The sequence below is a fragment of the Metabacillus sp. B2-18 genome (assembly GCF_021117275.1).
Taxonomy (GTDB): Bacteria; Bacillota; Bacilli; order Bacillales; family Bacillaceae; genus Metabacillus.
Genome location: NZ_CP088245.1, coordinates 955,984 through 973,848 on the forward strand (window position 1 = coordinate 955,984; position 17,865 = coordinate 973,848).

A 17,865-nucleotide genomic window follows, 5' to 3' on the forward strand; every position below is an offset into this window, starting at 1 on the left:
TATATTACATATTTTTACAGTGTCAGATGCATAATAATGAGGCTTTTATATGATTTTATGAGGAGAAAAACAACATGCCAAGCTGGACAGAAGTTATCATACGATCAGTACTCATTATCTTAGGGCTTTTTTTTATTACAAAATTACTCGGGAAAAAGCAACTATCAGCTTTATCGTTTTTTGAATACATTGTTGGTATAACAGTTGGTGATATTGCGGGAACCATTACGATGGATGTTGAATTAAATGTTGTAAATGGACTTATATCAATTTTAATTTGGTCTTTATTTCCTATTATTATTTCTACTATGTCACTTAAAAGTAAAAAATTTAGAGACATAGTGGAGGGGCAGGCAACTATTTTTATACAAGATGGAAAGATTTTAGAGAAAAACATGAAGAGAGAAAAATATAGTACGGATGACTTACTTGAACAACTTAGGAAAAAGGATATTTTTCAAGTTTCAGATGTAGAGTTTGCGGTTTTGGAAACATGTGGACAATTAAGTGTATTGCTAAAAAAGGAAAAACAACCTACAAAATGGGAAGATTTTTTCGGAAAAGGACCAGAAGTGGTAAAACCTCTTACGGTTATCATGGATGGAAAGTTCTTATCAGAAACCATTTATTCTGCTGGTTATAGCATTGCCTGGATCAAATCAAAACTACAATCCGAAAATAGTCATGTAGAAAATATTTACCTCGCACAAATTAGTTCAGATGGACAGTTATATGTTGATTATTTTGATGACCATCTTGAGAAAGAAGGAGAGAAAAATGGAGATTCTTGAACAACTCTTTGAACGTTGGATGGAATCCAATTTAAGAAAGCATGATTCTATTCAGAGGAATGAAGACAATAGATATGATAACGTTGATCACCAATTAACTAATTTAGACAATACAGCTGATGAATTTGAGCAAAAGATGGAAATGGTTGCATCCCAGATGGAAAAATGGATGAGCGGAAAAGTAGGGGCGAAATAATTAAACTTTTCAATTATGTATATTAGTCCAACCAAAAGTATTTCCTTTACATATGATGTAGAGAAGTCAGGTAAAGGAGGTGCTTAGCGCATGGGTTACGGCTATGGTTACGGATACGGCGGTGGCGGCTACGGTGGTGGTAGCACTTTCGTATTAATCGTTGTATTGTTCATCCTTTTAATTATTGTTGGTGCTTCTTATTACAACTAATCTTAAAAAGATGTAAAGATAAAAGTATGAGCACTCTTGCTCGTACTTTTGTCATTTTTTGGAGTGTATTTTTTCGATGACGGGGTCCAAGGCGAGGATACTGTTGGAAAAATCACAGTAGCCCAAAAGAAAATTGAAATTTAATCACATTTTCAAATTAAGTCCATAGTATATATCATGAATTAAGGAGGCGGGAAAATGGATAGCAAATTCTTTAAAAACCTTGAAGGTAAAACTGGCGTAAACATGAATGATATCTTTTCTTTAGCTAACTCTTTACAAGGAGCAAACTTTAAAGACGAAAAAACAGTTCGCGGTGTCATCCAACAAGTATCTAGGATTGCAAATAAACCAGTAAATAAAGAAATGGAAGATAAAATTGTTAATTCCATTGTAAATGGTAAAGAAAAGCTAGACTTTAACACAATTGCAAAAATGATGAATAAAAAATAACATAGCTAGGTTTGGAGATTCATAGTTACAAAGTAAAACCACACTTTTAATGTAAAGTGTGGTTTTACGTTTTTTATTTTAGCAACCCCTTAATAAACCGCGAAGGTGCGGCTTTTCGTCCTCGGCGATAGGATGGAACAGATAGGTAAAGGTGTTCCTTTGCTCTTGTCATCGCGACATATAGCAAGCGTCTTTCTTCTTCAAGAAATTCATATTTTTCTTTTCTGGCTGATTCAAGGGCGAAGTCATGTGGTAGTGCTCCATCCACAATGCCCAATACGTAAACATATTTAAATTCCAATCCCTTGGAGCGGTGAATCGTCATCAGTTGAACTCCAGAATTGTCTTTATTTCCTTTAAGTGCTTGCTGAGTTACGGTCATGTGATCGATATGTTGAAGAAAATCTGGGATGGTTAAAAATTTCTTTGCGACAACTTTTAGGTCGTTCATGTCGTCTGAGCCCTTTTCCATCGTATTTCCTTCGTTTCCTTGCTTTTTAAGATAATCAGTAAAGCCCAGTTCCTTTTCGATAATCGTCAGTGCTGTCACCGGCTTCTCATTTTTTAGAGAGCTGATTCTTGGGATGATCTTTTTAAGCTTTGATTTTTGAAAGTTTGGCAAACCATTCACGTGCAACAATGCTTCAACAAGGGAACAATCATGTAAAATGCTCAAAGCCTTTACATCGTTCACAACGGATTGCTTTAAAAATAGTGCCCGAATAAGTTCGGCAATAGCTGTTGAATCATCTGCATTCATACTTAATCGCAAATAGGAAAGCATACTACGAACCATTTTTCTTTCATAAAAAGAAGATTGTCCATTTTCCATCGTAAAAGGAATGCTTGATTGCACGAAGCGTTCAAACACAGCTCGTCCACCGGTATGAGTTCGGTATAAAATGGCAAACTCATCAGGAGCTGCTCCTTCTTCAATTTTTTCCTTCATATCTTGTAGAATCATCGTTGCCTCTTCTTCCTCATCATATGGAAAAAAGGTAACAGGTGATTGCTCTGATTGATACTGAGCAATCATGCTCTTACTTAAGCGATGTTTGTTTTTTGAAATAACCTCATTGGCTGTTGATACGATCTCGTGATCTGATCGGTAGTTAGAGGATAGGTGAATCACTTTGGCATCAGGATATTCCTGCTTGAAGTCCAAAATAAAAGAAGGCTGACTTCCTCTAAAACTATAAATCGTTTGATCATCATCGCCAACTCCACATAAATTTCTTGTGTGGTTTGAGAGGAGTTGAATGAGCTTATATTGAATAGGATTGATATCTTGAAACTCATCAATAAGAAAATACTGAAAACGATTTTGATAAGCTTTAAGAATTTCGGGATTTTCCTTTAGTAGTTGGTAGCAATGAACCAGCATGTCATCAAAATCAAATTGACCTCGTTGTAGCTTTTGATCCTCGTATGCAAGGTAAAGAGTTAATGCTGTTTGTTCCCATTCATCAGCTGGGTGAATATCATTCACTGACTTCATTGTGTTTTTCCAAAAACCAATTTGTTGAATGGCTTGGTCGAATGGAAAATCCTTCTCATCAATACCTAGCTCTCTACATGAATTTTTTAAATAAACTTCTTTTTGCCAATCCCATTTTAAAAGGTTTTTGCCGTTCCACTTATCGCGATTGTGATGAAGTAGGATTTTATAGAATATGCTATGAAAAGTACCAATCACGAGCTGATTCAATTGACCAACATGTAGTGATGAAGAAGCGGCGAGACGCTCATGCATCTCTCGTGCGGCTTTTGCTGTAAACGTAACAAGCATGATCGAAGTTGGTTGGATTTTTTTTTCTTCAATCATATAAAGAGCTCTTGTGGTAAGCACTCGGGTTTTACCACTACCAGCACCAGCTAAAATAAGCAGTGGTCCTTCAATTGTTGTCACAGCTTCTTTTTGTTCAATATCAAGAGGAATACCTACTATTGAAGAAGGTGTTTTCACTTTTAATGTAAACGGTGTTCTTCCTTTAATGTATTTAGGCTGACGCCACTCCACTACCTGTGGCTTTTCAACTGTTGCAACACTTCGGGATTTTGGGATGCGGAATCCGTTTTTTTCTTCATATAATAGTTCAGGCTCTTTTACCTGAACAGGCTGCTCAGAGTGATACTGTTGAAACTGCTGCTGACAAGTTTCATTTCGTTTTTGATTGGAATGATAAAAATATGGAGATTTGCTAATTCCTAGATAAAATCGAACAGGCTGCCCACAACATAGGCAAATAACTTCTTCTTTTAAACAAGACTCATAGATTCGTTGATAATCTTCTCGAGGTAATTGAAGCAAGGAGATTGTAACTTCTTTCAACTTTGCAGAATTCATAGTGACCCTCCTCCCATAAAATAGGATGCTAAATCGTATGTATTTATAAAATAATAAAAAACAAACTTTCATAAGCGACAAAGTCTATCTTAACAGAATGACAACCGAACGAAAAGGTAAAAATACATGGTTTAACTTAACAAAGATAAGGGAATTTATGTAAGGGAGAGGTGACGAAGATGGGTTATATTTTACCAATTCAGCAAGATACATACACACAATACGCAAATCGATCAATCTCTGTACAACAACATTATTCACAAATCTTACCAACATCTGCTATTAAGCTGAATCAAAATAATGCACAAGAAAATTCACAACAGCAGCAGAAATTTGCAGATATCTTAGAAGAAAAATTGAAGAAAAATAAATATTCATCTTCATTTACAGGAAAAGGTAAGCTCTTTAACGAATATGTGTAAAAAAACGTTTAAGAGGTAAAAAATGAATTTTATTCAACTTAACAATAGTTGTTACTATTTTCAAGGTGCAGTTAATATTGGGTATTTACGCAATGGAGAAAACGGCTTACTAATTGATGCCGGAATTGACAAACAAACGATGAAAAAGGTGTTAAAAAGATTACAGGGCGACAATTTACCTGTAACTCATCTATTTGTTACACATGCTCATGCTGACCACTACGGTGGGGCAGAGCATTTACAATCTACTGTAGACGTTTATACGTACGCACCGAAACTCGAAGCGGCTATGCTTAGACATCCAATTATTGAACCACTCTATCTTTTTCAAGGAAATAAGCCATTGCCTGAAATGAGAAATAAATTTTTAGAAGGTAAGCCAATAAGGGTTGATGAAGAAATTGAGCAAGCAACCTATCCTTTTGGCGACATCTTTTTTCAATGCTATTCCTTGCCAGGGCACAGCATCAATCAGCATGGCTTACTTATTGATAAAATCCTATACGCTGCTGATGCTTATTTTGCAGAAGAGCAGTTACATAAACATAAAATCCCATTCATTATTGATGCAAAAGATACATTGGAATCTCTTCACAAACTTAAAAAAATAGATTGTGTTGGAGCTGTTCCTGGACATGGATTGTTTGAAGAGGATTTTGTCAAAACAGTCGATGTGAACATTTCTTATCATCTTAAGTTAATGAATTCCATAAAGAGTGTTATACAAGAGGATGAAGCTGGTATTTATCATGATGAATTAGTAGCCGACATTTGTACAAAGTGGGATATAGGAGACCTAAATATTCCTTCATGGATGCTGTTTCGTACAGCAGTTACAGCTTATGTTACCATGCTTGTACAAGATAATACGGCTGAACTTCTAATTCATAATCACCGGTTAATGATACGAGAGAACAAGAAAAACTCCCACTAATTTAGTAGTGGGAGTTTGTTTTCTATTTAGAAGGATTGAACATGTAAACCAGAACCCTCGAGCCACTCAGCATATAAAACTTCTTCTGTTCTGAATATGTTTTGCTGTTTTAACTGTTGCTCCAGCCAATTGTAATTAAAGCCTGCTTCAACTAAATTTTGTTTAATCACTTTTCCATCACTTATGATGGTAATGGGGATATATACTTTTTGCAGATTCACCTGGAGATCAGGTTTCGTTGGGTTCTCATATTCTGCCTTTTTTAGAATACTGACCGTACCATCTGTTTCTAGAACAGCATATTCTAGTTCTCTTATTGAGAAAACGCCTTTTGCCCGAATCAAGTGTTGCAGCTGGTTGATATCTAGTTTACATTTCTTTAAGCTTTCTCTTAATATTTTGCCTTCTTGAATAATAATCGTTGGTTTTCCTTCAAGAAGTCCACGCGATTTACTCCACTTTTGCGTAATCAATTCCAGAATGAAAATTAATAATCCCCATATAACGACTGCATAAATAATCCGTGAGATTCCAACTTCATCATCAAAAATGGCATTTCCAACAAGTTCACCAAGTACAAGTGCAGAGATAAAGTCAAACGTTGTAATTTGGGTAATTTGTGTTTTACCTAATATTTTTGTAATGATGAAAAGTGCAATAAAGCCAAAAACTAACTCAATTGTAATTTGTCCAAACTCCATGCTAGATACCCCCGTTCACGATCCATATGATTAGGATTATCGTACATGTCGTTTTTATACAAAATCAATGAGATAGTATGTGATTAAAATAAAATAGTGAGTTTTTGTTAACACTATTGGATAATAATTACTCTATTAAAGGGGGTACACAGATGTCTCACGATTCAACTAAGCTTACCTCAACAGAGATTGCTTCTCTTTGGACATCCTATATGAATGACACAATGGTGGCAACGATGTTAACACATATGCTTCAGTACATAGAAGATCCTGAAATAAAAGCAGGGGTAGAGCATGCATATAATATGGCTGTGAAAAATATTCATTTTCTAAAAGAACTGTTTCAACAAGAACAATTTGCCACACCGAATGGCTTTACTGAGGATGATGTTAATACTAGCGCACCTCGTTTGTATTCTGATACATTTTCTTTAACATATGTAAATCATATGGCTAAAGTTGGGATGCTCGCTTACGGTGGATTTTTATCAATGAGTGTTCGATCAGATGTAAGGGAATTCTTTACGAATGCAATAAATGAAACAGCGACATTATATAACTCTACTCTCGAAACAGCTGTTTCAAAAGGATTCTTTGTAAGAGCCCCTTATATTGGCGTTCCGGAAGAAACAGACTATGTGGATACAAAAAAATATTTAAGCGGGTTAAATCCATTTACCGGTAAACGACCTTTAAATGCAATTGAAATTTCTCATCTATATATGAATATTCAAACAAACTCTATTGGAGCTAAACTTTGCTTGAGCTTTGGTCAAACCTCCCAAAGTAAAGAAATACAAGAGTATATGCTACGAGGAAGCGAAATTTCCAAAAAGCATGTGAAGCTCTTTACAGAGGCATTAGCTGAAAGTGACTTGATTGCACCTGGCTCTCCTGATGTATGTGTTAGCTATTCCACAACCCAAACATACTCAGATAAAATCATGATGTTTCATATGTCTTTACTTAGTGCGGCAGGAACAGGGAACTATGCTACTGCCGCGGCCGCAAGTCAGAGAACAGATTTAGCTGTGAATTATGAAAGATTGTCTGCTGAAATTGCTCAATTTGCAAAAAGTGGAGCAGATATTATGATCAAAAATAACTGGTTGGAGCAGCCGCCAGGGTTAAAGGATCGGGAGAAATTGGTGAAGAAAGAAGGAATGAGCTAATCTTCTGATTTTGTTTTAAAGAGTAAAAACACAGAGAATTTTTTATGTAGTTCATTTTTTTTTCATAGGCGGAGAAATTCCGGTTAAGTTAGATAGTAGGTGCTTAAAATCCGATATAAGCGGAAATATTCCGGTTAACTTCTCTATATTTAACTAAATCCAAAGATTATGTTCATATAAGCGGAAAAACTGCCCTTATTTTGTGGGGAATGTTGGTATTTTCCAATTTAAGCGGAATTTTTACGTTTATTTATCATGTTGTTTAGCGAAAGCACAACTATAGAGTGCAAAATAATGTAAAAAAATGCTTGGAAACACAATGTTCCAAGCATTTTTTTTTACTATTAAGTGTGATAGTACGGTTATTTCTAATTTGATACTTCAAAACCGAATCCAATAAGAATTTCTCTCTGTGGGTCTTCCTATTGCTGTTTAATCATCGTTACATGAGGAATACCTGCATCCATAAATTCATCTGATACAACCTCATAGCCTAACTTTTCGTAAAATGGTATCGCATGTGTTTGCGCGTTCAGTTTAAATTTATTAACTCCTTGTTCTGACGCAATGTTTTCTAATTTAGATACAATTTTACGGCCTGCACCAGTTCCACGAGTTGTTGATAGCACACAAATTCTTTCAATTTTACCTAAACCATCAAGCACACGTACTCGACCTGCACCTGCTGGCTTTTCTTGATCATCATATAAAACAACATGTGTTGCTTCATCTTCATACTGATCAATTTCCTCTTCTTCAGGGACGTTTTGTTCATCTACGAACACAATTTTTCTTACTGTGAATGCATCTTCTAGTTCATCTCTTGTTGCTACTTGTTTTATTTCCAATTATTCGCTTTCCTTTCCGAGTAAAAATGTTTCATGAACAGTCCAAGAACCGTTCTCTAGTTGATATAAAAGGTGGAAGCGGTCAATAACTTCCTCGTGGTGAATATCGAGCATTTTAATGCTGCCGAGAACATCTGAGTGTTCATCATCTGAAAGATTTTGTCCAAGTGTAATATGAGGGACAAAAGCATATTCAGGCTGACTGCTTAAGGAACCTGTATGTAAATTTTCATGAAGAGCTTGTAGCTCATCAGTTGGATCTACTTTTAAATAAATCACGTTGTTTACAGGTGAAAAAGAGCTAACCTTTTTAATTGAGATTTTGATTGGTTCACTTGTTTCAGCTACTTTACGAAGTTCCTTCGCGATAACCTTTATTTCATCGTCTTCTGCTTCAAAAGCCGTTTTTAATGTAACATGTGGTGGCACTAATGCGTAGTGAGTATCGTACCGTTTGCGATAAGAATTCACTAAGTCCTGCAATTTTTTTGATGGAAAAAGGGCGATTCCGTATTTCATGATATTCCCTCCTAAACTGTTCATTATAGTTTTAGTATAGCAAATTTTTAAAAATAAACATATGTACGATGTTATTCAAACATAAGTTTAAAAATTGGTGTTAAAGCCGGTTGCCAATACTTCCAAGTATGATCTCCATCAAACTCTTCATACGTATATGAAAAACCCTTTTCAGACATCAATTGGGACAGCTGTCGATTTGGAGTAAGAAAGTCTTGAATGATACCATCAGTAGTCTTTACCTCTGTTTCTTTCTTGCCAATTTGATGATAAATCATCGGTTTGGAGGAAGAATCAAACTCTTTAACAGCATTCATGACATCTTCATTTACAAGAGGTGATTGGAGTATGAGCTTTCCGAAAGTATTAGGATACGATAAGCCTGTTAATAAGGAAACAGTTGCTCCTAAGGAATCACCAATTAACGCACGACCAAAGCCGATTTGGTATGTTGGAAATTCGAAATCGAGATATGGTACTAATTCATGCGCAAGAAAACGCACATACTGCTTAAACTTACTACCATTCGGATGGTATTTTTCTTTTCTGTCATGAACATCTTTATAAGGAATGCCAATAACAATAACATCTTCTATTTCTTCATCTTTAACTAAAGCCTCGACCTGTCTACCAACACGACCGAGTTTAAAGTAATCTTGACCATCTTGTGCAATCAATAAACTATACTTATATAATGGAGAAAAATTCTCTGGAAGATAAATTAGCAATGTTAATTCTTCCTGAAGTGCTTCTGAATAAAAGGAGTGCTCCTTAATAATACCTGTTTGTTTACTCATGGTTACCCCTCCTAAAACATGAATGAAACCCCTTTTATTTTAACACGCAACAATTCATTCATCCTTAAAAAAGCATATTTATTATGTTTTCCGAGAAAAAAATGTTTAAAAATGTCGGACAAGGGTATTTTCCAAGTAAGACCTATTAATAAAAGTGAGAGGAGAATCACAAATGAAAAAATCAAGCAAAGTGGTTTTATCCGGTGTTGCACTATCCACAATAGGGGTTACATCTTATTTATTAAAGGAAGAAAAAAGAAAGAACAAATTCATCTCTTCCATGCAAATGATGAAGAATAAAGCCATTAATTCTATAAATAAAGACAAGCAGGTTATGGAGAAATCTGGACACCCGGATCCACATGATATTGAAGATAATACGATGGTAGCTGAAGGTTCTATGTATGCTGTTAATTATTATGATGAAAAGAAAAAATAACGTGAACAAGGCCGACTTACATGTCGGTCTTTTTTATTTTGGTGAGAATTAGGGAAATACTAATTTTACCATTGACTTATTTCCTAAACCTACTATAATAAGTAAATCCGATAAAACAGATATGAATTAAGAAAAGTAGGTGATATCAGTGTTTTTATCTATAAATAATGTTAATAAACAATTCAAAAACCGTGATAACAAAGAAGAAACAGTTTTAACAAATATAGATTTACAAGTGAAAGAAGGAGAATTTGTTTCGATCCTAGGTCCTTCAGGATGTGGAAAATCAACTTTGCTTTCCATCGTTGCAGGCTTAACACAGGCAACTTCTGGTGAGCTTATTCTACAAGGGAAACAACTAAAAGGACCTGGTAAAGAACGTGGCATGGTATTTCAGCAAGCTGCATTATTTCCATGGTTAACTGTTGAAGAAAATGTAATGTTTCCTCTTCGCAAGGAGCTTTCCAAGAAAGAAGCACAGAAAAGAGCTCATAAATTTTTATCTCTTGTGCAATTAAGTCCATATGCCAAGCATTCTCCGCATGAGCTTTCAGGCGGGATGCAGCAGCGTGTCTCCATTGCGAGAGCATTAGCGATGGATCCAGCTCTATTATTAATGGATGAGCCATTCGGTGCGCTTGATGAGCAAACACGTTCAAGACTTCATGAAGTGTTAGAAGAAGTATTTTTAGAGACGAAAAAAACGATTCTTTTCGTTACACATAGTATTCATGAAGCATTAAAGCTTTCTGATAGAATTGTCGTCATGGGAACACAGCCAGGACGAATTGTTGATATTATCGAGCTTGACTTTCCTAGACCACGTGAGCAAGCACGTGAAGAGCTAATAGCTTATGAAGAACGAATTAAAAAATTACTAAAATCAGAAATTGATAAAGTAATAGAAAAGGAGCAGCAATATGCAGCCAGTCGTTAAACGAATCCTTTTTTACGTTATTCTTTTAACTGTATGGCAGGTAACGGTAAAACTTATTGATGTTTCCGTAGCAATATTCCCTGCCCCTACAGATGTTTTCAAATCATTGTATACAGGCTTTTTAGATTTAACACTTGTCTATGACTTAGTCGCAAGCTTTAAAAGACTTGCAATTGGATTAGTCATTGCATTAATCTTAGGACTTATTTTAGGAGTAGCTTTAGCTAAATCTAAAACACTTGATGAAACATTAGGTTCATTAATTATCGCTTTACAGTCTGTACCAAGTATTGTTTGGTTACCTTTAGCGATCATGTGGTTCGGGTTAAATGAAGCAGCTGTTACGTTTATTGTCGTTTTAGGTGCAACACTTGTGATGACGATTAACATGAGAACAGGGATTAAAAATGTGCCACCACTTTATATAAAAGCAGCACAAACGATGGATTATAAAGGCTTGAGCCTGTTCTGGAAGGTCATGATTCCAGCATCTATCCCTTATGTTGTAACAGGAATAAGACTTGCTTGGGCATTTGCATGGAGAGCATTAATGGCCGGTGAATTATTAAGTACAGGTCCTGGTCTTGGATATAAATTAAAATTTGCATCAGATTTTGGTGATATGAGCTTAGTACTCGCCATTATGATCATGATTATGGTCATTGGTGTTATTGTCGATTTACTCTTTTTCCAACGTATTGAGAAAAACGTAATGAAAAAATGGGGATTAGATAGTTGAGGATTTTTTTAATAAAAGCAATTGGTATGTCACCAATTGCTTCAAATCTCACCTCTGACTTCTGACTTCAAGCGTAAAATAAGGTATCAAAGTAAAAGGTTATTTTTAACTTACAATCATTATTCAAAATGGAGGTTACATCATGAAAAAAGGACTTTTATTTGCAATTATTTCAATTTTATTAGTAGGTGTCCTTGCAGCTTGTGGAACTGGTGAATCATCAAATACAAGCGGTAGCGGGAGCACAGAAGAGGTTGTGATTGGATATTTCCCAAACATTGACCACGTACCAGCTATGATTTCTAGAGAAAAAGGTTATTATGAAGAAGCTCTTGGAGAAAACGTAAAAGTAACATACAAAACGTTCCCTGACGGAGCAGCGTTTATGACGGCTTTAAAAACAGGTGAAATACAAGCAGGACTAGTAGGACCAGGTCCAGTTATGAACAACTATGCAAATGGAGCAGACGTGAAAATTATTGCAGGTGCATCTTCAGGTGGTACTGTTGTTGTTGCATCAGCAAAAAGTGGTGTTCAATCAGTTGAGGATGTTTCAGGTAAAACGTTCATCACACCTGGTGTAGGTTGCACACATGATGTTCAAATGGAAACATTTCTTAAAGATTTAGGAATTACATCAGCACGTATTGGTGGAACTCTTAAACATGTAACTGGTAACCCAGCTCAATACGGTGCAATGTTCGAATCAGGTAAAGTAGATCTTGCTGCTGTTCCAGAGCCGTGGGCATCACAATTAGTAAATGACGGTGCAAAAGTAATCGTTGATACAGATGAAATCTCATATGGTACAACATTACCTAACACAGTGTTAGTAACAAGTGGAAAACTAATTGAAGAAAATAAAGAGCTAGTAGCTAATATCGTAAAAGCACATGAGCAAGGCGTTAACTTTATTAACGAAAATCCAGAAGAAGCACGTGATATTGCAATTAAAGCTATCAAAGACATCACAGATCAAGAATTAGACCCAGCGATCGTTGACAGCGCGTGGGAGCGTGTAACATACACTACAGAAGTAAACGCAGATGTTGTTCAAGAATTTGCAAATTCTTCTTATGAATTAAAATTCCTAAAGGAAAAACCAGAATTCAGTGATCTAATCGACACTTCATTCTTAACGAAGTAGGAATCTACCGTGAAAAAAATACTATCAATTGTAATTGCTGTTCTAGCGTTGGTAGGCTGTTCTCAGTCTATCAACCTGGAAGAGCATTTTTCATTAAATGGAACTGTAGAGCCACTGGAAGCCGTGAATCAAAACGGAGAAGCTGTAAGAATGTCTGACTACGAAGACAAAGTTTGGATAGCTACGTTTATTTTTACAAATTGTGATACTGTCTGCTCGCCAATGACTGCTCACATTGCTACACTTCAAGAGCAGTTAAAAGATGAAAAAGCAGAAGCAGAGTTAGTTTCCTTCAGTATTGATCCAGAACATGATACACCTGAAGTGTTAAAAAAGTTTGGAAATCAATTCGGTGCTGATTATGAAACTTGGAACTTTCTAACAGGCTATGATCAAGCAGAAATTGAATCTTTTTCTAATATAAGTTTCTTAGCTCCTGCTGCAAAACTTGAAGGCTCAACTCAATATGTGCACAGTACCTCGATCTTTCTTATGAAAGGTAGTCAAATCCTTGAGCAATACGATGGAGTATCTGACGTACCATTCGAAAAAATTATCGAAGATATCAAACTATTACAATAATTCTATTGCATTCTCCACTTGAATAAGGTACAGTAATAAAAAGTTAAACATTTTAAAAATTTCATATATTTCTTATCAAGAGAGGCAGAGGGACTGGCCCTATGAAGCCTCAGCAACCGGTTCATAACGAGTGAAGATCTGGTGGTTGATGATAGATAAACTCTAAGTAAGTTTTTTACAGCACCGACAGGAAATGAAAAATGAATGGAACAAAGCGCCCTTGTTTGTTACAGGCATTTTTCATTTTCTGTCGAGGCTTGCAGAGCAAGCCGCAAGCACTTGCGTGCTGTGAAAAACTACACAACACTAATTATATGAGTTTACTTATTTAACAACACCATACCAAGACTTCTGCGAGTGCCAAGGTGCTAAATCCAGCAAGCCACACCAGCTTTATGCTTGAGAGATAAGAAGAAGCGCACTTTAACGACACAGTCTTCTTCTTAACGGGGAAGACTTTTTATTTTGCTTTTTTAAGACATGTACACTTTCTCTCATGTACATAATCATTAAATTTATATCTTAGGAGTGACAAACATGAGTAAACGTATCGAAACAAAATTAGCACAAATCGGCAACCGCAGTGAAAATGTAACAGGTACAGTTAACCCGCCAATTTATTTATCAACAGCCTATCGTCACGCAGGTATCGGTGAATCAACTGGATTTGATTATATCCGAACAGGAAACCCTACAAGACTATTAGTCGAAAAAGCGATTGCAGACCTTGAGCATGGCGACCGCGGCTTTGCCTTCAGCTCAGGAATGGCTGCCATCCAAACAATCATGGCCCTCTTCCAAAGTGGAGACGAACTGATCGTTTCTTCGGACCTTTACGGTGGAACATACCGTCTTTTTGAAAGAGAATGGAGAAAATACGGATTATCATTTCAATATGATGATTTCACAAATCCAGCTGAAACGGAAAAATTGATCAATGAAAACACAAAAGCTCTATTCATTGAAACGCCAACAAATCCATTAATGCAGGAAGCGGATATTAAAGAGCTAGTAGGAGTTGCGAAAAAGCATAACATACTCGTGATTGTTGATAACACTTTCTATACACCAGTTCTTCAAACGCCAATCTTAGATGGAGCGGACATTGTCATCCATAGTGCAACAAAATACTTAGGAGGGCACAACGATGTTCTTGCAGGCTTAGTTGTTACGAAGGGGCAGGAACTAAGTGAAGAATTCTTCCAACACCAAAACGCAATTGGTGCTGTTTTATCACCATTTGATTCTTGGTTGTTAATGAGAGGGATGAAAACTTTATCACTTCGTATGAGACAGCATCAGGAAAATGCTCAAAAGGTAGCGGCATTTTTAGAAGAGCATTCTGATGTACTTGATGTCTTATATCCAGGAAAAGGTGGAATGCTTTCATTCCGTTTACAAGATGAAGAATGGATTAATCCGTTTTTGAAAAATCTTAACACGATTTGCTTCGCAGAAAGCTTAGGTGGCATCGAAAGCTTCATCACGTACCCAGCAACACAAACACATATGGATATTCCAGAAGATATTCGAATCGCAAATGGTGTCTGTAATAAGCTGCTACGTTTTTCAGTTGGTGTTGAGCATGCAGAAGATATTATTGAGGATCTAACACAGGCATTTAAAGCAATGAAAGGAGTGGAAGCAGTTGAGCAATCATGATTGGTCATTTCAAACAAAGCTACTTCATAACGAGTCAAAGGTGGACCGCGGCACAGGATCGGTAAGTGTGCCGATTCACCATTCCTCTACTTTTCATCAATTTGATATCGATGAATTTGGGAAATATGATTATGCACGTTCAGGCAACCCTACGCGAGAAGCATTGGAGAGTGCCATTGCAGAATTAGAAGGCGGATCACGTGGATTGGCGTTCTCCTCTGGTATGGCAGCTATTTCTACCGCGTTTTTGCTGTTATCACAAGGAGATCATGTACTTGTAACAGAGGACGTGTATGGGGGGACTTTTCGTATTATCACAGATGTATTAACTCGATTTGGAATTGAGCATACATTTGTAGATATGACAGATCTTCATCAGGTTGCGTCTGAAATTCGTCCTAATACGAAGGTAATTTATATGGAGACACCTTCGAATCCATTGTTAAAAGTAACGGATATTAAGGGGATTGTGAATCTAGCGAAGGCGAATAACTGCTTAACTTTCTTAGATAATACGTTCTTAACACCAGAGTTACAGCGACCTTTAGAGTTAGGCGTTGATGTAGTGTTGCACAGTGCAACGAAGTTTTTAGCGGGGCATAGTGATGTGCTTGCAGGTCTTGCTGTTGTGAAGGATCCTAATTTAGGCGATCGTTTGTATAAATTACAAAATGCATTTGGTGCCGTTCTTGGTGTGCAGGACGCATGGCTAGTTCTTCGTGGATTAAAGACATTGCATGTACGCCTACAGCAGTCTCAAGCATCTGCCTTAAAAATAGCTGAGTTTTTAGCGGAGCACCCGAAGGTAGAAGAGGTATATTACCCAGGCTTGAGCTATCACCCAGGTCATGAAACACAAAACTATCAAGCGGATGGTCCTGGAGCAGTGTTGTCATTTAAATTAGCTGACGCAGCGGCAGTTAAGACTTTGGTTGAAAATGTGGAGCTTCCGGTGTTTGCGGTTAGTTTAGGTGCAGTGGAATCTATATTATCGTATCCTGCTAAAATGTCACATGCGGCAATGCCTCCGGAAGAGCGTGAAAAGCGTGGCATTTCAGATGGACTGTTAAGATTAAGCGTTGGACTTGAGAAGGTTGAGGATTTAATTAAAGACTTTGCTGCAGCTTTGGAGAAGGTGCCTGCTGATGCAAAGAAGAATGTGAATGTGTAAATTTTGAGCTGACTCTTTGTGGAGTCAGTTTTTTTATGGGTGAGGTATTTATTTGATAATAAAAATCCCTTCTCTAAAAGAGGAACAGTTTGTTTTGTTCCTCTATTTGAGAATAAGAGATGCTTAAAGAGTAGGTAATTTCATTGCTGTATCCATATTTTTTAAATTCAGCTGTATTTGTTCATGGGTATCAAATGCATGATACCAGCCTTTTTCCACCATATAACTTGAGATTCTTTCATGCATATCCAGTGCTTCCTCTAAATGACGAGTGAGAGTATGTTTAATTTCTGGAGTGCCTGATTCAGTGAGGGCAATTGCATAGTTTCTTACTCCACTTTTTGCAGAAATTAATAAGTCCATTGCAACAACTTGATCGGTTAATGCTTTCATACCAGTTAAACTTTCAATGATTGAGTTCATGTTCCTTCATCTCCTAACTAATACTTTGGTTTTGCTTTAGAAAGAATGGAGGAGTACTCCTCTAACTGACGGGTTGATATTGTAATATCTTGCTGCATGATGTCTTTTAGTTCTGGATCAGATACAAGTGCTCTCATCGTTTTGGACTTTGTTAAACAAGTTGTCTTAAATGCCGCAATTTCCTGAACTTCAAGAACTTCGTGTAATGCGTAATCCATGACTCTCCTCCTTTTTTTTAAGGTTTTAATACTACTTTGATACAATTATCCGTTCTTGTATCAAAAATTTCATACCCACGTTTTGCTTCACTTAGTGGGAGTACGTGACTAACAACATCACCTGGATCAATTTTTCCAGTAGAAACGAGTTCAAACATGTAAGGCATTAGGTGAATCATTGGAGCTTGCCCAGTGCGGATATTTACGTTTCGTTGCATAATATCTCCTAATGGAAAACCGTTATATCGGCCACCATACACGCCAGTAATTTGGATGGTTCCGCATTTTCGAACAGCTTGAGAAGCCATTACGAGTGCACTCATTGCCCCACCTTGAAGTCTTAAACCGGTCGCTAGGAATTCCATGTCAGTCATTTTTCCGTCCATACCAACTGCGTCGATGACAACATCTGCTCCGCCTTTTGTAATTTCTTTCAGATAACTTCCCACATTTTCATGTTCCTCAAAGTTAACGGTTTCCACTTTGTTTGTTCTTTTTGCATGCTCTAAACGATAGGGAATATAGTCAACAGCAATTACTCTTTTTGCTCCTTTTAACCAACAAAACTTTTGAGCAAAAAGGCCAACTGGGCCACAGCCTAGAACAATGACAGTATCGCCAGCTTTGACACCAGCATTTTCAACACTCCAATAGCCTGTTGACATGGCATCAGCAATGACACTTAACTTCTCATCAGGTTCTTCACAGCTTTCAGGTATTTTAAAGTGAGTAAAATTGGCAAAAGGAACTCTTAAGTATTCAGCTTGTCCACCTGGATAGCCACCAGTGTTACCTGAATAGCCAAAGTATGCACCCATTTCTCCGTTATCATTTGAGTTATCACATTGACTCTCAAGATTGCTTTTACAATATTGACATTCACCACATGCGATATTAAAAGGAATAATTACACGATCCCCTTTTTTTACCTTCGTAACTTCAGGGCCCACCTCTTCTACGATACCCATTGGCTCATGGCCGATCACATAGTCTTCTTGCATATTTGGTATCATTCCGTGGATTAAATGCAAATCAGATCCACAGATGGCTGTACTTGTTACTTTGATAATCATGTCATCTGGCTTTTGGATTTTTGGATCTTCTACTTCTTTTACTTCAACATTTTTGATGCCTTGATAGGTTACGGCCTTCATTCA

At 36.7% G+C, this 17,865-nt stretch carries 22 protein-coding genes and 1 riboswitch; of the genes, 14 read left to right on the plus strand and 8 right to left on the minus strand.

Translation table 11 applies throughout. The features are described 5' to 3' along the window. The first annotated feature begins 74 nt into the window (after window positions 1–74). The 4 genes from LPC09_RS05015 (at window position 75) to LPC09_RS05030 (ending at window position 1,650) form a co-directional block, all read left to right on the plus strand. On the plus strand, window positions 75–791 hold the full coding sequence (locus LPC09_RS05015) for a DUF421 domain-containing protein (RefSeq protein ID WP_098799448.1): 717 nt from the start codon (window positions 75–77) through the stop codon (window positions 789–791). Continuing rightward, window positions 778–987, plus strand: a complete 210-nt coding sequence (locus LPC09_RS05020; protein ID WP_098799449.1) for a hypothetical protein — start codon at window positions 778–780, stop codon at window positions 985–987. Before LPC09_RS05015 ends, LPC09_RS05020 begins: the two co-directional genes overlap by 14 nt. A 90-nt stretch (window positions 988–1,077) precedes the next feature. After that, on the plus strand, window positions 1,078–1,197 hold the full coding sequence (locus LPC09_RS05025; protein ID WP_098799450.1) for a YjcZ family sporulation protein: 120 nt from the start codon (window positions 1,078–1,080) through the stop codon (window positions 1,195–1,197). A 198-nt stretch (window positions 1,198–1,395) separates the two neighbouring features. Beyond that, window positions 1,396–1,650 carry a sporulation-specific transcription regulator SpoVIF gene (locus tag LPC09_RS05030; protein WP_098799451.1) on the plus strand — a complete coding sequence of 85 codons (255 nt, stop codon included), beginning with the start codon at window positions 1,396–1,398 and terminating at the stop codon, window positions 1,648–1,650. A 73-nt stretch (window positions 1,651–1,723) separates the two neighbouring features. Here the strand turns inward: LPC09_RS05030 and LPC09_RS05035 are convergent, their stop codons facing one another. After that, on the minus strand, window positions 1,724–3,997 hold the full coding sequence (locus tag LPC09_RS05035) for a UvrD-helicase domain-containing protein (protein WP_098799452.1): 2,274 nt from the start codon (window positions 3,995–3,997) through the stop codon (window positions 1,724–1,726). Between the two features lie 179 nt (window positions 3,998–4,176). On the opposite strand from LPC09_RS05035, the gene LPC09_RS05040 reads away from it, so the two are divergent. Further along, window positions 4,177–4,419, plus strand: a complete 243-nt coding sequence (locus tag LPC09_RS05040; RefSeq protein ID WP_098799213.1) for a hypothetical protein — start codon at window positions 4,177–4,179, stop codon at window positions 4,417–4,419. A gap of 22 nt (window positions 4,420–4,441) precedes the next feature. Beyond that, the gene (locus tag LPC09_RS05045) at window positions 4,442–5,353 is read left to right on the plus strand and encodes an MBL fold metallo-hydrolase (RefSeq protein WP_098799214.1); all 912 of its coding nucleotides are present in this window, start codon (window positions 4,442–4,444) and stop codon (window positions 5,351–5,353) included. 26 nt (window positions 5,354–5,379) lie between these two features. On the opposite strand, the gene LPC09_RS05050 is transcribed toward LPC09_RS05045, so the two are convergent. Beyond that, complete coding sequence (locus LPC09_RS05050; RefSeq protein ID WP_098799215.1) at window positions 5,380–6,054, minus strand: YetF domain-containing protein; 675 nt, start codon at window positions 6,052–6,054, stop codon at window positions 5,380–5,382. Window positions 6,055–6,206: 152 nt separating this feature from the next. On the opposite strand from LPC09_RS05050, the gene LPC09_RS05055 reads away from it, so the two are divergent. Then, window positions 6,207–7,226, plus strand: coding sequence for a DUF3231 family protein (locus LPC09_RS05055; protein ID WP_098799216.1), 1,020 nt, complete (start codon window positions 6,207–6,209; stop codon window positions 7,224–7,226). A 422-nt stretch (window positions 7,227–7,648) separates the two neighbouring features. Here the strand turns inward: LPC09_RS05055 and LPC09_RS05060 are convergent, their stop codons facing one another. From LPC09_RS05060 to LPC09_RS05070, 3 genes are all read right to left on the minus strand, one after another. Further along, window positions 7,649–8,074: a GNAT family N-acetyltransferase gene (locus LPC09_RS05060; RefSeq protein WP_231309156.1), complete on the minus strand. Its 426-nt coding sequence runs from the start codon at window positions 8,072–8,074 to the stop codon at window positions 7,649–7,651. Beyond that, window positions 8,075–8,593 carry a YjcG family protein gene (locus tag LPC09_RS05065; RefSeq protein ID WP_231309157.1) on the minus strand — a complete coding sequence of 173 codons (519 nt, stop codon included), beginning with the start codon at window positions 8,591–8,593 and terminating at the stop codon, window positions 8,075–8,077. It abuts the gene before it with no gap. 71 nt (window positions 8,594–8,664) lie between these two features. Then, complete coding sequence (locus LPC09_RS05070) at window positions 8,665–9,390, minus strand: esterase family protein (RefSeq protein ID WP_231309158.1); 726 nt, start codon at window positions 9,388–9,390, stop codon at window positions 8,665–8,667. Window positions 9,391–9,562: 172 nt separating this feature from the next. On the opposite strand from LPC09_RS05070, the gene LPC09_RS05075 reads away from it, so the two are divergent. The 7 genes from LPC09_RS05075 to metC all read left to right on the plus strand — a co-directional run bounded on the left by LPC09_RS05075 (window position 9,563) and on the right by metC (window position 16,067). Beyond that, complete coding sequence (locus tag LPC09_RS05075; RefSeq protein ID WP_231309159.1) at window positions 9,563–9,829, plus strand: hypothetical protein; 267 nt, start codon at window positions 9,563–9,565, stop codon at window positions 9,827–9,829. A gap of 148 nt (window positions 9,830–9,977) precedes the next feature. Further along, entirely contained in the window at window positions 9,978–10,766 is a 789-nt protein-coding gene (locus LPC09_RS05080; RefSeq protein WP_231309160.1) for an ABC transporter ATP-binding protein, read from the plus strand. Beyond that, on the plus strand, window positions 10,750–11,505 hold the full coding sequence (locus LPC09_RS05085) for an ABC transporter permease (protein WP_231309161.1): 756 nt from the start codon (window positions 10,750–10,752) through the stop codon (window positions 11,503–11,505). The genes LPC09_RS05080 and LPC09_RS05085 overlap by 17 nt, the downstream gene beginning before the upstream one ends. A gap of 142 nt (window positions 11,506–11,647) precedes the next feature. Next, window positions 11,648–12,652 (plus strand): aliphatic sulfonate ABC transporter substrate-binding protein, encoded by a 1,005-nt coding sequence (locus LPC09_RS05090; protein ID WP_231309162.1) that lies wholly within the window; start codon window positions 11,648–11,650, stop codon window positions 12,650–12,652. Window positions 12,653–12,661: 9 nt separating this feature from the next. Further along, window positions 12,662–13,234, plus strand: a complete 573-nt coding sequence (locus tag LPC09_RS05095; RefSeq protein WP_231309163.1) for an SCO family protein — start codon at window positions 12,662–12,664, stop codon at window positions 13,232–13,234. 69 nt (window positions 13,235–13,303) lie between these two features. Next, window positions 13,304–13,389: riboswitch (SAM riboswitch) on the plus strand. Between the two features lie 382 nt (window positions 13,390–13,771). Then, window positions 13,772–14,896: a methionine biosynthesis PLP-dependent protein gene (locus LPC09_RS05100; protein ID WP_231309164.1), complete on the plus strand. Its 1,125-nt coding sequence runs from the start codon at window positions 13,772–13,774 to the stop codon at window positions 14,894–14,896. After that, entirely contained in the window at window positions 14,883–16,067 is a 1,185-nt protein-coding gene (gene metC / locus LPC09_RS05105; RefSeq protein ID WP_098799226.1) for a cystathionine beta-lyase, read from the plus strand. The genes LPC09_RS05100 and metC overlap by 14 nt, the downstream gene beginning before the upstream one ends. A gap of 123 nt (window positions 16,068–16,190) precedes the next feature. Here metC and LPC09_RS05110 read toward each other — a convergent pair whose 3' ends face one another. The 3 genes from LPC09_RS05110 to LPC09_RS05120 are packed head-to-tail and all read right to left on the minus strand — an operon-like array spanning window position 16,191 to window position 17,862. Beyond that, window positions 16,191–16,490 carry a spore coat protein gene (locus LPC09_RS05110; RefSeq protein ID WP_098799227.1) on the minus strand — a complete coding sequence of 100 codons (300 nt, stop codon included), beginning with the start codon at window positions 16,488–16,490 and terminating at the stop codon, window positions 16,191–16,193. Between the two features lie 17 nt (window positions 16,491–16,507). Continuing rightward, window positions 16,508–16,708, minus strand: a complete 201-nt coding sequence (locus LPC09_RS05115) for a hypothetical protein (protein ID WP_231309165.1) — start codon at window positions 16,706–16,708, stop codon at window positions 16,508–16,510. Between the two features lie 17 nt (window positions 16,709–16,725). After that, window positions 16,726–17,862 carry a zinc-dependent alcohol dehydrogenase gene (locus LPC09_RS05120; RefSeq protein ID WP_231309166.1) on the minus strand — a complete coding sequence of 379 codons (1,137 nt, stop codon included), beginning with the start codon at window positions 17,860–17,862 and terminating at the stop codon, window positions 16,726–16,728. Window positions 17,863–17,865: the final 3 nt, after the last annotated feature.

What these genes read in the sequence shown, in the direction of transcription:
- LPC09_RS05110 (WP_098799227.1), bottom strand. Translation starts at nt 16,490, where the DNA reads ATGAACTCAATCATTGAAAGTTTAACTGGTATGAAAGCATTAACCGAT.
- LPC09_RS05040 (WP_098799213.1), top strand. Translation starts at nt 4,177, where the DNA reads ATGGGTTATATTTTACCAATTCAGCAAGATACATACACACAATACGCA.
- LPC09_RS05050 (WP_098799215.1), bottom strand. Translation starts at nt 6,054, where the DNA reads ATGGAGTTTGGACAAATTACAATTGAGTTAGTTTTTGGCTTTATTGCA.
- LPC09_RS05085 (WP_231309161.1), top strand. Translation starts at nt 10,750, where the DNA reads ATGCAGCCAGTCGTTAAACGAATCCTTTTTTACGTTATTCTTTTAACT.
- LPC09_RS05020 (WP_098799449.1), top strand. Translation starts at nt 778, where the DNA reads ATGGAGATTCTTGAACAACTCTTTGAACGTTGGATGGAATCCAATTTA.
- LPC09_RS05115 (WP_231309165.1), bottom strand. Translation starts at nt 16,708, where the DNA reads ATGGATTACGCATTACACGAAGTTCTTGAAGTTCAGGAAATTGCGGCA.
- LPC09_RS05045 (WP_098799214.1), top strand. Translation starts at nt 4,442, where the DNA reads ATGAATTTTATTCAACTTAACAATAGTTGTTACTATTTTCAAGGTGCA.
- LPC09_RS05035 (WP_098799452.1), bottom strand. Translation starts at nt 3,997, where the DNA reads ATGAATTCTGCAAAGTTGAAAGAAGTTACAATCTCCTTGCTTCAATTA.
- LPC09_RS05075 (WP_231309159.1), top strand. Translation starts at nt 9,563, where the DNA reads ATGAAAAAATCAAGCAAAGTGGTTTTATCCGGTGTTGCACTATCCACA.
- LPC09_RS05070 (WP_231309158.1), bottom strand. Translation starts at nt 9,390, where the DNA reads ATGAGTAAACAAACAGGTATTATTAAGGAGCACTCCTTTTATTCAGAA.
- LPC09_RS05025 (WP_098799450.1), top strand. Translation starts at nt 1,078, where the DNA reads ATGGGTTACGGCTATGGTTACGGATACGGCGGTGGCGGCTACGGTGGT.
- LPC09_RS05055 (WP_098799216.1), top strand. Translation starts at nt 6,207, where the DNA reads ATGTCTCACGATTCAACTAAGCTTACCTCAACAGAGATTGCTTCTCTT.
- LPC09_RS05120 (WP_231309166.1), bottom strand. Translation starts at nt 17,862, where the DNA reads ATGAAGGCCGTAACCTATCAAGGCATCAAAAATGTTGAAGTAAAAGAA.
- LPC09_RS05065 (WP_231309157.1), bottom strand. Translation starts at nt 8,593, where the DNA reads ATGAAATACGGAATCGCCCTTTTTCCATCAAAAAAATTGCAGGACTTA.
- LPC09_RS05030 (WP_098799451.1), top strand. Translation starts at nt 1,396, where the DNA reads ATGGATAGCAAATTCTTTAAAAACCTTGAAGGTAAAACTGGCGTAAAC.
- LPC09_RS05100 (WP_231309164.1), top strand. Translation starts at nt 13,772, where the DNA reads ATGAGTAAACGTATCGAAACAAAATTAGCACAAATCGGCAACCGCAGT.
- LPC09_RS05015 (WP_098799448.1), top strand. Translation starts at nt 75, where the DNA reads ATGCCAAGCTGGACAGAAGTTATCATACGATCAGTACTCATTATCTTA.
- LPC09_RS05090 (WP_231309162.1), top strand. Translation starts at nt 11,648, where the DNA reads ATGAAAAAAGGACTTTTATTTGCAATTATTTCAATTTTATTAGTAGGT.